The organism is Campylobacter sp. JMF_15 NE4, from assembly GCF_027737645.1.
In the GTDB taxonomy this organism is placed as follows: domain Bacteria; phylum Campylobacterota; class Campylobacteria; order Campylobacterales; family Campylobacteraceae; genus Campylobacter_B.
In genome coordinates this window covers 697,659-711,717 of record NZ_JAOVTY010000001.1, presented here as the reverse complement: position 1 = coordinate 711,717, position 14,059 = coordinate 697,659, and the positions used below count along the sequence as shown (strand labels likewise).

Annotated in this window: 13 protein-coding genes and 1 tRNA gene; 9 read left to right on the top strand and 5 right to left on the bottom strand. The window is 41.4% G+C overall.

Going from position 1 to position 14,059, the window contains the following annotated elements; translation table 11 throughout:
• Positions 1-67: 67 nt before the first annotated feature.
• Genes abc-f through OFN98_RS03605 form a run of 6 tightly spaced genes read left to right on the top strand, consistent with a single transcriptional unit; the run spans position 68 to position 6,695 of the window.
• Complete coding sequence (gene abc-f / locus OFN98_RS03630; protein WP_270876608.1) at positions 68-2,020, top strand: ribosomal protection-like ABC-F family protein; 1,953 nt, start codon at positions 68-70, stop codon at positions 2,018-2,020.
• Between the two features lie 8 nt (positions 2,021-2,028).
• Positions 2,029-3,258 (top strand): M48 family metallopeptidase, encoded by a 1,230-nt coding sequence (locus OFN98_RS03625; protein WP_270874544.1) that lies wholly within the window; start codon positions 2,029-2,031, stop codon positions 3,256-3,258.
• Positions 3,255-4,049, top strand: a complete 795-nt coding sequence (prmC, locus tag OFN98_RS03620; RefSeq protein WP_270876607.1) for a peptide chain release factor N(5)-glutamine methyltransferase — start codon at positions 3,255-3,257, stop codon at positions 4,047-4,049. The genes OFN98_RS03625 and prmC overlap by 4 nt, the downstream gene beginning before the upstream one ends.
• On the top strand, positions 4,049-4,693 hold the full coding sequence (locus OFN98_RS03615) for a uracil-DNA glycosylase (protein ID WP_270876606.1): 645 nt from the start codon (positions 4,049-4,051) through the stop codon (positions 4,691-4,693). Before prmC ends, OFN98_RS03615 begins: the two co-directional genes overlap by 1 nt.
• Positions 4,690-5,862 (top strand): hypothetical protein, encoded by a 1,173-nt coding sequence (locus OFN98_RS03610; protein WP_270876605.1) that lies wholly within the window; start codon positions 4,690-4,692, stop codon positions 5,860-5,862. The genes OFN98_RS03615 and OFN98_RS03610 overlap by 4 nt, the downstream gene beginning before the upstream one ends.
• A 29-nt stretch (positions 5,863-5,891) precedes the next feature.
• Positions 5,892-6,695: a transporter substrate-binding domain-containing protein gene (locus OFN98_RS03605; protein WP_270876604.1), complete on the top strand. Its 804-nt coding sequence runs from the start codon at positions 5,892-5,894 to the stop codon at positions 6,693-6,695.
• A 171-nt stretch (positions 6,696-6,866) separates the two neighbouring features.
• On the opposite strand, the gene OFN98_RS03600 is transcribed toward OFN98_RS03605, so the two are convergent.
• From OFN98_RS03600 to OFN98_RS03585, 4 genes are all read right to left on the bottom strand, one after another.
• On the bottom strand, positions 6,867-7,256 hold the full coding sequence (locus OFN98_RS03600; RefSeq protein ID WP_270874546.1) for a zinc ribbon domain-containing protein: 390 nt from the start codon (positions 7,254-7,256) through the stop codon (positions 6,867-6,869).
• A gap of 152 nt (positions 7,257-7,408) precedes the next feature.
• Positions 7,409-7,948: a hypothetical protein gene (locus OFN98_RS03595; protein WP_270874547.1), complete on the bottom strand. Its 540-nt coding sequence runs from the start codon at positions 7,946-7,948 to the stop codon at positions 7,409-7,411.
• 160 nt (positions 7,949-8,108) lie between these two features.
• Positions 8,109-8,501 (bottom strand): YbgC/FadM family acyl-CoA thioesterase, encoded by a 393-nt coding sequence (locus OFN98_RS03590; RefSeq protein WP_270874548.1) that lies wholly within the window; start codon positions 8,499-8,501, stop codon positions 8,109-8,111.
• Positions 8,491-8,994: a DUF4149 domain-containing protein gene (locus OFN98_RS03585; RefSeq protein WP_270874549.1), complete on the bottom strand. Its 504-nt coding sequence runs from the start codon at positions 8,992-8,994 to the stop codon at positions 8,491-8,493. Before OFN98_RS03585 ends, OFN98_RS03590 begins: the two co-directional genes overlap by 11 nt.
• A gap of 172 nt (positions 8,995-9,166) precedes the next feature.
• On the opposite strand from OFN98_RS03585, the gene OFN98_RS03580 reads away from it, so the two are divergent.
• Positions 9,167-9,242 (top strand) — tRNA-Phe (locus tag OFN98_RS03580).
• 135 nt (positions 9,243-9,377) lie between these two features.
• Entirely contained in the window at positions 9,378-9,536 is a 159-nt protein-coding gene (locus tag OFN98_RS03575) for a hypothetical protein (protein ID WP_270874550.1), read from the top strand.
• 119 nt (positions 9,537-9,655) lie between these two features.
• Here OFN98_RS03575 and uvrA read toward each other — a convergent pair whose 3' ends face one another.
• A complete protein-coding gene (uvrA, locus tag OFN98_RS03570; RefSeq protein WP_270876603.1) occupies positions 9,656-12,472 on the bottom strand; it encodes an excinuclease ABC subunit UvrA in 2,817 nt (938 codons plus the stop codon).
• A gap of 128 nt (positions 12,473-12,600) precedes the next feature.
• Here uvrA and OFN98_RS03565 point away from each other — a divergent pair, with 128 nt between their 5' ends.
• Positions 12,601-14,022 carry a TrkA C-terminal domain-containing protein gene (locus OFN98_RS03565; protein WP_270874552.1) on the top strand — a complete coding sequence of 474 codons (1,422 nt, stop codon included), beginning with the start codon at positions 12,601-12,603 and terminating at the stop codon, positions 14,020-14,022.
• Positions 14,023-14,059 lie beyond the last annotated feature (37 nt).

Sequence of the window (14,059 nt, the reverse complement as noted above, 5' to 3'; positions counted from 1 at the left end):
TTAGAAATTATTCAAATTTAATATTTTTTTTACTACAATCGACAAATTTTATCTATAAAGGCAAATTTTGGCATTAGTTGATTTGATTGATGTAGTTAAAAAATTCGGTTCAAACACTGTCCTTGACGGCGTGAATTTCAGCCTGAGCTCTGGCGAGAGAGTCGCAATCATCGGCAAAAATGGTGGCGGAAAATCTACGCTGATGAAAATCATCGCCGGCGAGTATGAAATCGACGGCGGTCGCGTCATCACGCAAAATGGCATAAATATCCAAATGCTAGAACAAAGCCCGAAATTTGACGATAATCTCTCTGTCAAAGACGCCCTAAAACGCGAACTCAAAGAAATCTACGATGCCATTGATGAATACAACCAAATTTTAGAACAAATCTCAAACGACCCCCAAAATGAAGCACTTCTAACCCGCCAAAACGAGCTAAATAAATTTATCGACGCCAAAGATGGCTGGAATATCGACAATAAAATCGAGCGAATTTTGGAGCATTTTGGGCTTAAAATTTACGAAAACCGCTCGGCTTGCACGCTAAGCGGGGGCGAAATTCGCCGCGTCGCCCTTGGTGCGCTGGTGCTAAAAAAGCCAGATATTTTGCTACTTGATGAGCCGACAAACCACCTTGATGTCTATATGGTGAGATTTTTGGAGGATATGCTTTTAAATTCGAAGCAAACCATACTTTTCATCTCGCACGATCGCTATTTCATCGACAAACTTGCGACTAGAAGTATCGAGATAGAGGAGGGCAAACTAAGCTTTTTTGATGGCGGATACGAAAACTATCTAAGGCGCAAACAAGAAATTTTAGCTAGCTTGCAAAAATCTCACGAAACGCTTTTAAAACAGCTAAAATACGAAGAAGAGTGGCTTCATCGCGGCGTAAAAGCGCGCCTCAAACGCGACGAGGGTCGCAAAGCCCGCGTGCTAGCCATGAGAGAAGAAGCCAAAAAAAATCCGGGCGTGATAAGGCGCGTGAAATTGGAGCTTGAACGCGCTAGTAGGAATTTCAACGGCACAGGTGGCGATAACCGCAAAAAAATGCTTTTCGAGTGCAAAAATGTCAGTAAAATTTTAAATGGAAAAGACCTTTTTAAAGGATTTTCGGCTAGGGTTTTGCAAGGGGAGAGAATTGGCATAGTCGGCGCAAACGGCGCAGGTAAATCCACACTAATAAAAATGCTGATTGGCAAAACCCGCATTGACGGGGGCGAGATCAAAAGGGGCGACATCAAAATCGGCTATTTTGATCAAGCTAGGTCTGAAATTTCAGGCGATAAGAGTTTGATTGAGATTTTTTGCCCAAATGGCGGAGATCACATTATGGTGCGCGGACATTATATGCATGTTTATGGCTATCTTAAAAATTTCTTATTCCCAAAAGAATTTTTGGATAAACCAGTAAGCGTGCTAAGCGGTGGCGAGAAAAACCGCGTCGCCCTTGCTAAGCTTTTTACCGAGCAGTATGATTGCCTTATTTTAGACGAGCCGACAAACGATTTAGATATCGCTACAATCAACATTTTGGAAGATTATTTGCTCAGCTTCGAAGGTGCAGTTATCATCGTAAGTCACGATAGATATTTCATCGACAAAATCACAAACAAGCTTTGGGCGTTTGAAAAGGGCAAAATCGAGCAGATTTATATCCCATACAGCGAGTATTTGGAGTATGAAGACGAGATAAAAGATCTTGAAATTTATGAAAGCGAGGTCGCTTCTAGCGTGGGAAATACTGCGCCCGAAATCAAAGAAAACAAAAAAGAAAAAACCGCCACTACCAAACTTAGCTACAAACAAAACAAAATTTTAGAAGAATATCCAGCCAAAATCGAAGAGCTTGAAGCTCGCATTAAGGAGCTAAATCACGCTCTTTCAACCCCTGAAATTTACCAGCAAATCGGGCTTCAACCGCTTTTTGAAGAGCTCGAAGAGAAAAAGGGCGCACTAAATCAAATGGAAAACGAATATTTCGAGGTGCTCTCGCTGGCTGAAAATTTAAAATAGGAAAATTTATGCTTTATTTTTTGATAATCATTTATATAATTTACACGATTTATAAAATTTCACTAGCCCTTTTACAGCTAAATTTCATCAAGGAAAATGCCAAAAAACCAGCCGTGATTTTAAGCGAAGCAGACTATCAAAAGGCTGGAATTGTCAGCATTACAAATCTGAAATTTGAAATTTTTAGCCTTGCGTTTGGGCTTTTGGTCGCGATTTTTTGGATTTGTTATGGTGCGGGTGCGTTGCAGGAATTTATCTACGCCAAATTTGGCGTGGGCAGCGCAAATTTGGAGGGCGGCGCGAGTATCTTTATCCAAAGCGTTTTTGTTTTGGCTTTCATCATACTTGGCGGGGTGATTGATTTGCCGTTTGAAATTTACGCCACTTTTGTTAAAGACAAAAAATTAGGATTTTCCACAATCACGCCTAAAATTTTCATCGCTGATAAGCTAAAAGCCCTTGCGCTAACGCTAATTTTTGGCTTTTTGGTGGTTTTTGCGCTAGTTTTTTGCGTGCAAAATTTGGGGCAGTTTTGGTGGGTGTATGGGTTTGGATTTTCGTTTGGGCTAATTTTGCTGATAAATTTGATTTATCCTACACTAATCGCGCCGCTGTTTAACAAAATGTCGCCACTAGCTGAGGGCGAGTTAAAATCGCAAATTGAGATTTTGCTGGGCAAATGTGGCTTTAAAAGTAGTGGGGTTTTCGTCATCGATGCAGGCAAGCGCGATAATCGCTTAAATGCGTATTTTGGCGGACTTGGGGCGAGCAAAAAGGTCGTGCTTTTTGACACTTTGATAAAAAAGCTAAGCCAGAGTGAAATTTTGGCAGTTTTGGGGCATGAACTAGGGCATTTCAAACACGGCGACATACTCAAAAATATCGCGCTTGGGGCGTTTATGCTGATTGTGATTTTTGGCGTGTTTGGAAATCTGGCTACAAAAGGGGTTTTTGACGCGCTAAATTTGGTGCGCGACGGCGGTGCGACGCTGATTTTTATCATGCTATTTTTGCCGATTTTGCAGAGTTTTTTGGAGCCAGTAATGTCGAAATTTAGCCGTATGCACGAGTTTGGTGCAGACAGGTTCGGCGCAGATAATGCGAGTAAAAATGATATGATTAGCGCGCTAAAAAAACTTGGTAGCGAAAACAAAACTTTTCCGATTTCTCACCCGCTTTACAGCGCGATTTACCACTCGCACCCGAGCCTGTATGAGCGTATCAAGGAGCTAGAATGAAAATTTTCGAGGCGTTAAAATGGGCGCACGGCAGGACAAATTCTAGGTATGTTTCAAGGGAACTTTTGAAATTTAGCGAAAATTTAAGCAACGAAGAGTTTGTAATGCTCTTTAACCACGCTATGCGAAATGAGGAAAAATTTCGCCAAAGTGTCGAAATTTACGCTTCTGGCGTGCCACTTGAATACATCACAAACAAGTGCAAATTTTTCGATTTTGAGTTTTTCGTCGATGAGCGGGTGCTGATACCGCGCTTCGAGACTGAAATTTTGGTCGATAAAGCTTTTAGCGTGGCTCATATTTTCAAAACTCCGCGCATTTGCGAGGTCGGCACTGGAAGTGGGATAATCTCGATTTGCCTTAAAAAATTTTTCCCAGACGCGCAAATTACCGCCACTGATATCAGCGAAAGTGCGCTTGAAGTAGCGCGTAAAAACGCCCAAAATTTGGGTGTGGATATTGAATTTGTGCATTGTGAATACCTAAGCGGGGTGCAGGGGGATTTCGATATCGTCGTATCAAATCCGCCATATATCGCCTCCTCGTATAAGCTCGATGAGCGGGTGCTAAAAGAGCCAAATTTGGCGTTAATTGGCGGCGAGAGGGGCGATGAGAAGCTAAAAAAACTAATCTTTTTAAGCGAAAATCGCACGAAATATCTGCTTTGCGAAATGGGGTATGACCAAAAGCAAAGCATGCAAGAAACGCTAAGCGAGCATGGATTTGCCTTTGAATTTTACAAAGATTTAGCTGGGTTTGATCGTGGCTTTGTCGCAAGGAAAATGAATTAATGCAAGGCTCGAAACTTCATAGATTGCTTTGCTACAAGGCGTTTGGTTACAGGTATATCGACGCTGGAATCCTTGCTAGTGGCGAGAGATTTTTTAGCGATATTGATAGCCTTTCGCATAGCGTGCAAAACTGCGCGCTGTGCGAACTATCCAAAACACGCACCCACGCTATGGTGCCTTATGGCGATAAAAACGCCAAAATAATGGTAATCTCCCAGTGCCCAACGCACGCAGAAGATGAGAGTGGCGAGCCATTTAGCGGGAATTTGGGCGAGAAATTTAGGGCTAGTTTGAAGGAGCTTTGTGGTTTGGAAATCGGCGAAATTTACGCGTCGTATCTGATAAAATGCGCCCTAAATTTAAACAAAAAACTCACCTCCGAAATCATACTCAAATGCGCTCCCTACGCTATCGACGAGATTAAAATAATCCGCCCCAAAGTCGTGCTTTGCCTTGGCGAGCTGTGCGCTAAAATTTTGCTTAAAAACAACAACCTCCCAGATATCAGGCTGATTCACGGCACGCCATTTCGCGAGGGCGGGATTACCTTCATACCGACATTTGATCTAAATTTCCTAAGCCAAAACCCGAGCCAAATTCCACTTTTCCACGATGATTTGCGCAAGATAAAGGAATTTTTGTGAGAGCGATTTTTGCGCTTTTAATCGCTGTTTTTTGCTTGGCGCACGAGGACGAAAATATTTCGCTAAAAGATTTAAATTTTACGATAAATGATGATGAAAATTCTAGCACCCAGATTTTATTTGAGGGCGAGGATTTTATCCAAAAAAGCCTAGATGAGGGATACACGCTTTGGGACCCAGACAGCGAGAAAGGTGAGGTGTATAATCTCGTGGCAAATGCGATGAGTGCGACGATTGAAAACTCGCAAAATTCGGGCTTTAAAGTGGGTGTCTTAATGGCGCAAAATATCCTTGGCTCGCGCGCAGATAGCATTGCAAATGCGCTTTTGGCATTTGTGAGTGAGAAAAATTTGCAGGCGAATTTGCGCTTTTATTATATAGGAAATGAGAGTGAGGAGGGCATTATAGCGGCGCTTGAAGCTATGGAGCGCGATAATGTCGCCCTCATAATCGCTCCCTTAAATAGATCTGGCGTGGATATAGTAGATGAAAACTCGCAGTATAGTAGTATGGTTTTTGTGCCGACGCTAAATCAAAATTTAAGCGGGTTTGTGTCGAATAATATATATTTTGGCGGTATTGATTACAGCGAGCAAATGCAGTATCTGCTGGGGCGTTTCGCTGAAAATTTATACGCTATCGGCGATGAGAGCGCGCTGTCACAGGTGCTAAACGATATGGCGTTTGATAGTCGCAATATCGAGGAGTTTTACACGATTAAAAGCAACCGAAATGCGGTTTTTGATTTTGAGGGCGAACTGCCACAAAATGCGAATTTTATCCTAAATTTGCCTAGTTCTAAAATACTCTCCGTAATCGGCGAAATTTCGCACAAAAAGCTAAACACACAAAACCTGCTTGCCACGCAAGTGGGCTTTGACGGCGAGATTATCGGTGCGCTTCCAAGCGCGATTGGCGGGAAATTTTACCTCGCAAACTCCATTTCGCCGGTTTCAAACTCACTGCTTCATCGTGCGCTTAGCCTTGGCGTGGATTTGCGCTACGAGTGGATTGCATACAGCGCGCTTAGCGGGTTTGACTATTTTTATTCAAATTTTGCATTAAACCGCTATGAGCGGGCATTTAGCGAGGAATTTTACGATAACGGCCTTAGGTTTGATACCAAAATTTACGAGGTCGGTGAGGGTAAATTTCAAAAATTAAATTAAAATTTCAAATTTTTTTAGAAAGGAATTGCATGAAAAAGTATTTCAAAACACTTTTTTTAGGGCTTTCGTTTTTGTTTTTGCTCGCTGGTTGTGCGAGTAATCAACCCGCGTTAAACCAACCTACGCTAGATCAAATCAAATCTCGCGGAACTATCCTAGTGGGGGCTACTGGGGATTATAAACCGCTAAGTGTGCGCGAGCAAAACGGCACGCTATGGGGATTTGACATCGATATCGCAAAAGCAATCGCCAAGAAGCTTGGCGTGGAGCCTGAGTTCGTCGCTACTAGCTGGCCAAGTCTGAGCGATGATACTATGGCAGAGCGCTTCGATATCGCTACTACCGGCATTACGATTAACGAAACACGCAAAAAAACTATGCTAATGAGCGATGGCTACCTTGCTAGCGGTAAGACGATTTTGTGCCGCAAGGGCGACGCTGCAAAATTTACAAGCTTAGAGAGTATTGATAAAAAGGGCGTTCGCGTGATGATAAACCCGGGCGGAACGAACGAGAAATTTGCGAGGGCAAATTTTAAAAACGCTAAAATCATCGTCCATAAGAAAAACGCCGAGATCCCAGCGCAAATCGCAAAAGGCGCAGCCGATGTGATGATAACAGAGACCACTGAGGCGCCGTATTATGTGGCAAACAACCCTAAGCTAGCCGCTCCGCTGCTAGAAAGTCCATTTACGCGCGATGAAATCGGGGCTTTGATGTCGCAAAACAAGGGCGATTTGCAAAGCTTCGTAAATAAAGTAATCGCCGAGATGAAGGCAAACGGCGAGTTGAAAAAAATCACTGAAAAATATGGATTAGTTTATTCGTATTAAAATTTTAAAATTTCGGTTGCGAGGACTGCTTTTTGGTTTTCGCAATCGCTTTTAAAATTCCATGCTGAGGCAATCTTGGATACTGCGCCGAAATTTTAGTTGTAGTGTGGCAAGTTGCCTAGCGAAAATTTTGGTAACCTTATGGTGGGCAAGGTGCTCACACTACGATACTTATTTCTTTTTCCTTTCTTCTTTGATTTGTTTTATCCACTCTTCTTGAAATTTCTCAGCTTCTTTAAATTCGTCTTGTTTTTCCTTTTCTTGTTCTTTTTCAAATTCGGCATAATCTTGGAGTTTGCCACCACATTTAGGGCAAATCATATCTTTTGTGTCGGAAAAATTATAAACTTTTTTGCATTTTTTGCATCTAAAAAAGTCCGAGTGCTTTGGTTTGTTTAAAACACCAAATATTAGATAGATAACACCTAATAGTAGATAAAAACCTATCATATAACCAGTTGGCTCAACCCAGCCACTTTTACTTGGAATTTTAAATCCGTCAGCTAAAATTGCACCAAGTATTATCAAAAAAATTCCGCCAAAAATTAGTTGAAATTTCATTTAGATTTTTTATCCTTATTTGTTTCAATCTCAATTAGCGCCGTAGCACCGTAGGGCGGGCATCCTTGCCCACGGAATTTTATATTTTTATCAAATTTCATCTTTGACTACCAACTGAATTATTATCATCTGGTATAATTTTCTCCTTTATATTAAGATTTCTTTAAATTTTTAAAACCGTAAAATACACAACTAATCACATTTACAAGACAAAATACGCCAAAATAAAATGACGATTGTAAAAATCCAATAAATGTATGTTGAAAGACCGAATTTATTAATATTTCTTTGTTTTTATAAAACACAGAAATCATTTTGCCAGTATAGGTCGCTTCTGACATACCTTTACCAAGCATAAAAATACCAATAAGCAACAAAATACTTTTTGAAAAAAATCGAAAATTTTCAAAAATTTTATTAGCATAATCGGTTCGCATTAATATGCCAAACATACAAAATATTGTGATTACCCACGATACACTAGTAAAAAATGCTGTGAAATTCGGCATTGTGCTGAGACTTTGATAATATTCTATATTTGGAAAAAATTGTTTCATAAAATTTACAAATTTAAGCCCAGTTTCACCACTTCCAGCATTTTTTGGCAAAATAAACGGACAAATTATATTTATCACAAATACAAACGGGATAGAGTATCCATATACTATTTCTTTTATTTTTTTATTTTTCATTTTTTTATTCCACTAAAAGCACCGCAGGGTGGGTATCCTTGCCCACCGAATTTTATATTTTTATTAAATTTTATTTTAGCCCCTTTAATTCTTTTAAAATTTCGGTAGATAAAAGCAAGTTTTTATATTTTAAATTTGCAAAATTTAGCCCTGCCAAACCTCACAACCCCTTGAAAAACTCCACGATTTCGTCGCTAAATTTCACAGGTTTGCCGTTTTGCAGGTATGCGACTCTGACATCTTGGGCGAAGATTAGCTCGTCAAATTCGTGCCCATTTATATCTTTTAGTTTGTAGATTTTTTGCGTCAGCACCGCGCTTGCGTTTTTTAGCTCTTTGAGCGTGGTTTTGATTTCTAGTTCGTCGCCCAGCACCGCAGAGCGCAGGAATTTCGCCTGCAAATCGCTCACCACGAAATGCGAGTGCTCGCCAAAAAACCTCACGCCCGCGCGCATTAGTGCCTCGCTTCTAGCCCGCTCGCAAAATTTTATGTAGTTTGCGTGATAGACGATGCCCTGCGCGTCGGTATCGTCGTAATAAATCCTAAATTTCATCGCCTCTGCCTATGCGCAAGTTCGGCACCATTTTTAGGAAAAACAGCACCGTTTGCCCGATTATCATTAGCTTGGCGCACCACTCGCTGGCTTTGTGGATTTGGGCGAATTCGGCTGTTTGCGTGCCTGCTTCGCCTAGCTTTTGCGCGTCAAGGATAAATTCCGTGAAATACAGCACGAAAAGTGTCGCTAAAATGAGGTTTATGAGCGCTAACATGAGGGTTGAAAATTTGAGATTAAACGGCTGGGATTTGTTGTTGTTGAAATTTACCATTTCAAAAATGAGGCAAATTATCGAAAACGGCATTAAAATGGCGTTGTATTTGACAAAAATCGCGCTCATCATCTGACCGCTTTGGAAGTGGCTAAGCACGCCCTCGCCAATGAGGCTTTGCGGGTAAAAAATCGTAGGAGCCACAAGCGCGCCAAGGCTAAGCTCGATACCGATGAGCGCGCCAAGAGCGAGGATATAAATCGAAAAAATCGCTTTCATAAAAATCCTTAAATTTGTAAATTTCGTAAATTTTGTAAATTTCGCGCCATTATACCCTAAAATTTGTCTTTATTTGGAAATTTTGTGTAAATTCGGCTGAAATTTAGCCGAATTTCTCAAATTTTATCATTATTTAAGCAATGTTTAAATAAAATGATTTTTCTTTTTTCGTGGTTGGATAGCTCAGTCGGTAGAGCAGCAGACTGAAAATCTGCGTGTCGGCAGTTCGATTCTGCCTCTAACCACCATTTTTATTCAAACTTAAATCCCAAAATCAGTGAAATTTAAGGCGCGCAATCATAGAAAATTGCAAAATAAATCGTAAATTTAGCTGTCTTTATAATGAAATCGAAAAGATAAATTTGAAGCCAAGGGCGAATTTTGTGCCGAAATTTGCGAATTTGCCAGGCAGGATTACAGAGGCGATAGCGAAATTTTATGACGATCCAAAATTTGCGGGTGAGTTCTTGCGAATTTTAGATAACGCCTGCAAAAACGGCGAAATTTCACGCGCGTGCAAAGATGAAATTTATCGTAGATGAATTTTAATCTAAATTTGAAAATTTGGGAAAATTAGCGCAAATTTCATGCAAATTTTAAACTAAATTTGTCAAATTTAACTCCAAAATTCACGCTAAATTTCCCCAAATTCACCCAAATTTTACCCTGCAAATTCTTCGTTTAAAAACTCCCCAGTATATGAGCGCGTTTTTTTGTAGTTTTTCGCCAGCTGTTTTGGTGTGCCTTGCGCTACGATTTTTCCGCCACCATCGCCACCTTCTGGCCCCATGTCGATGAGATAGTCGCAGTTTTTGATGATATCCATATTATGCTCGATGACAAAGACCGAATTGCCCAAATCCACGAGGTGATGAAGCACCTGCACCAGCCTATCGACATCGGCGAAGTGTAGGCCAGTGGTTGGCTCATCGAGGATATAAAGTGTATTGCCAGTATCCGTGCGGCTTAGCTCTTTTGCGAGTTTGACGCGCTGAGCCTCGCCTCCGCTTAGCGTGGTTGCAGGCTGACCTAGCGCGATATAGCCAAGGCCGACATCTTGGAGGGTTTTTAGCTTTTGGTGTATTTTTGGCACAGCTTTGAAAAACTCCAAAGCCTCGTCGATACTCATCGCCAAAACCTCGGCGATATTTTTGTTTTTGTAGTAAATTTCAAGTGTCTGGGCGTTGTAGCGCGAACCACCGCATGCGTCGCAAACTACGCTGATATCGGGCAAAAAGTGCATTTCGATTTTGATTTCGCCCTCTCCTGCGCATTTTTCGCAACGCCCGCCCTTGACATTGAAGCTAAATCGCCCGATTTTATACCCCCTCATCATCGCCTCTTTTGTCTGCGCAAAGAGCGCACGGATCTCGTCCATGACGCCAGTGTAAGTGGCTGGATTGGAGCGTGGGGTGCGACCGATTGGGCTTTGGTCTAGGTAGATGACCTTGTCTAAATTTTGCAGGCCTGAAATTTTGGCATTTTTTAGAATTTTAACATTTCTGGCGCGGTTAAGCTCCTCTAATGCCGCTGGCAGGATTGTTTGAAGCACGAGCGAGCTTTTGCCGCTGCCACTAACTCCGGTAATTCCGACTAAATTTCGCAAAGGAAATTTCGCGTTTAGGTCGTGGATATTGTTGATTTCGACATTTTTTATGCTTAACCACTCTTTTTGCGGGCGGTTTTTTTGGTAATCAATCGTTTTTTGATTGTTCATATACAGCGCGGTTTGCGTGTCGCTTTTAAGCAGATTTTCCACACTTCCGCTAAATACGACCTCGCCGCCGTATTTACCAGCCCCAGGTCCGATATCTACGACGAAATCTGCTTGTTGTATGGTTTTTTTGTCGTGTTCGACGACGATTACGGAATTTCCCTTTTGCTGTAAATTTCTAAGTGTATTGATTAGCTTTTGTGTGTCGCGCTCGTGAAGCCCGATACTAGGCTCATCTAGGACATACATTACACCACTTAGTCCGCTTCCAATCTGGCTTGCGATGCGGATTCGTTGCGCCTCGCCACCGCTGATTGTGCGTGCGTCGCGCCCAAGGGTCAGGTATCCAAGACCAACATCGTTTAAGAAAAATAGCCTTTCGTTGATTTCTTTTAAAATCGGCGCCGCGATTTGCGCCTCTTGCGGGCTAAAATGGGCGAAATTTTTCTCATCGCCAAAGAATTTGACATTTTCTTCTATGCTTGTCTTCACCACTTCGCCAAGCCCCTTACTAGCGACTTTTACAGCTAGGCTTTGGGGTTTTAGACGCAGTCCGCCACAAGCAGAGCAGGTTTTTTCGCTCATATATTCGTCTAAATCGTTTTCGTTTTTTAGCAAATCATAGGCGTATTTGATTGCGCCCTCGAATTTACGCATTAGCTTGTGCGATTTCCAATAAAACGGCACTTCTTTCGCGCTTCCGTATAAAATGAGCTGTTTTTGCGCCTCGTCAAGCTCGGCGTATGGGACATCTGTGGGGATATCGTTTGCCGCGCAAAATCCGAGCAAAAATTTATAATAATAGCTTTTGTTAAACCCTGACATTACCTTAATCGCGCCGTTTTCGATAGAATTTGCCTCGTTTATGATTTTAGCTAAATCTAGACTAAATTTAATCCCAAGCCCGTCGCACTCTTCGCACGCACCTTTGGGGCTGTTGAAGCTAAAAGTCAGCGGTTCGAGTGGAGTAAATGAAATTTTGCAATCAAAGCACGCCATGTGTTCGCTGTAATGGATATGATCGTGCGCAAGCCCGAATTCATCGGCATTTGCGATATCTATTTCGACCTCGCCAAAGCTAAGTTTTAAGGAATTTTCGATGTCGCTTGCGATTCGCGTGGCGTTTTCTTCGCTGATACTGACGCGGTCGATGACTACTTTAATCGTGTGTTTTTTGGTTTTGGCTAGTTCGATTTCTTCGTCAAGTCTGACTAAAACGCCGTCAATCTGGGCTCTGACATAGCCTTTGTTTCGCATATCTTCGATCAAATCAGCAAAAGTGCCCTTTTTTTCGCGCACAAGCGGGGCAGAAATTGAAATTTTCGCGCCATTTGGGAGTTTCATAACCTCGGCGATGATATCAGATGAGCTCATTTTTGAGATTGGTTTGCCACATTGGTGGCAGTGTTGCACGCCTGTTCTAGCGTAAAGTAAGCGCAAATAATCGTAAATTTCAGTTATCGTGCCAACGGTCGAGCGCGGGTTTTTGGAGGTGGTTTTTTGATCTATCGCGATCGCTGGGGTTAGGCCGTCGATTTTGTCGATATCTGGCTTGCCCACGCGGTCTAAAAACTGCCTAGCATACGCCGAAAGGCTCTCTACATAGCGTCTTTGACCCTCAGCGTAGAGTGTATCAAAGGCTAGCGTGGATTTGCCAGAGCCGCTAAGCCCCGTAAAAACGACTAATTTATTTTTTGGAATTTTCAAATTTATATTTTTTAGGTTGTGTTCTCTTGCGCCGATAATTGTGATTTTATCGTTCATTTTAGCCTCTTTTTTGTGAAAATTAACCTTTAATTATATCTTAAAATTCTTTGAAAGAGTTTGCAAAAACGCTTAAATTTCAGCCATGTTTGATATAATTTTGAAAAATCAAAATTTAATGGATAAAAATGAAAAAAGTTTTAATCATAGCAAGTGGCGATTTCGCGCGCCATTTTTTAAATAGAATTTACAAATCCAAAGATGTTATCCACGAATACTTCATCATCGCAAAAGACAGCTCCTGCGTGCCTGAGGGGATTTTGGGTATGCAAAATTTCAGCGTGGAGATTTTCGATCCTACAAGCATAGAAAGGCTAAAATTAGTAGTAAATCAGGGCGAATTCGATAGGTGCATAATGATAATGGACATTGAATTTGACGCTAGGGTGAGCCTGAATAATCTTAAAGAAATTGCGCCAAATTTGGAAATTTATCTTGCGGATTTTTGGGATTTGGTGCAAGAGTATAAAGAAGAAAAGCATATTAAAATTTTAAATGTTTTATCGCTAAATTCATCTCGTTTTATGGGTTGTTTGCCAGATAGCCCGGTTTTTGCGCAGTATGTGGGGCTTGGTAGGGGCGAGATAATGGAGGTAAAAATCCCTGTGGGAAGCTCGTTTGCCTATCGCAAGGTAGGCACTCTAAGCTCAAAGCGATACAAAATCCCGATGATTTATCGCCACAATACCTACATAATCACCACAAAAAGCACGGTGATTTATCCAAACGATACGATTTTGGTCGTGGGCGAGCCAAGTGCCTTGCGCGCGGTATTTGCGCAGGTTAAACAGCAAAACGGCCAGTTTCCATCGCCATTTGGGATAAATATTTATGCGCTAATTGATATGAAGGAAATGAGCGAGAGCTCGATTTATAAGACGCTAAGAGCGGTGGAGTATCTAGATAGCAGGCTTCAAAATCACAAAATTTGCATTAGGGTGGTAAATCCCAAAATTTCGCCTAGTTTCGAGGAAATTAAGGCCAAAAGCGATGATGAAAAATTTGAAATTTTAATTGATTATAAAGAGAAAAATATATCGAATTTAAACGGCGATGTGAGCGAAAATAAGGCTGGTTTGGTCGTGTGTGTGAGGGAGATTTTCGAAAAAAACAAAGCCTATTTGCAAAGTCTTGGCGTGCCGATTTTAAGCCTAGGGCAGAGCGAACTAGACGCGATAAAACGCAGTGTGGTGGTAAATGGCGGAGCGAATATGGACGAGGAATCAAGCGTGGTTTTTGATATCAGCTCGCAGCTTGGTATGAATATTCACCTGTATATTTTTAACGAAAACGGCGGCAAAGGTGGCGAGTTTGTGCAAAATTATCTAAATTTGTCAAAGCTTTTCTCAAAAGAGCTCATAATCCACGATGATATGAACAAAAACCCATTAATCGAGCTTAGTAGCGAGAGTGATTTCTTGCAGTTTGTGCCATTTAGTGATAAAATTTTAGCCCCGAAATCGACAGCGATTTTTAAAAAAGACCTTGATAAAATGTATTTCAAACTAAGCCACAATCACCAAATTTTTCTTCCATGCGATATGGGGTAAAAAAATGCAAAATTTATGCTACAATAAGGCAAATAAA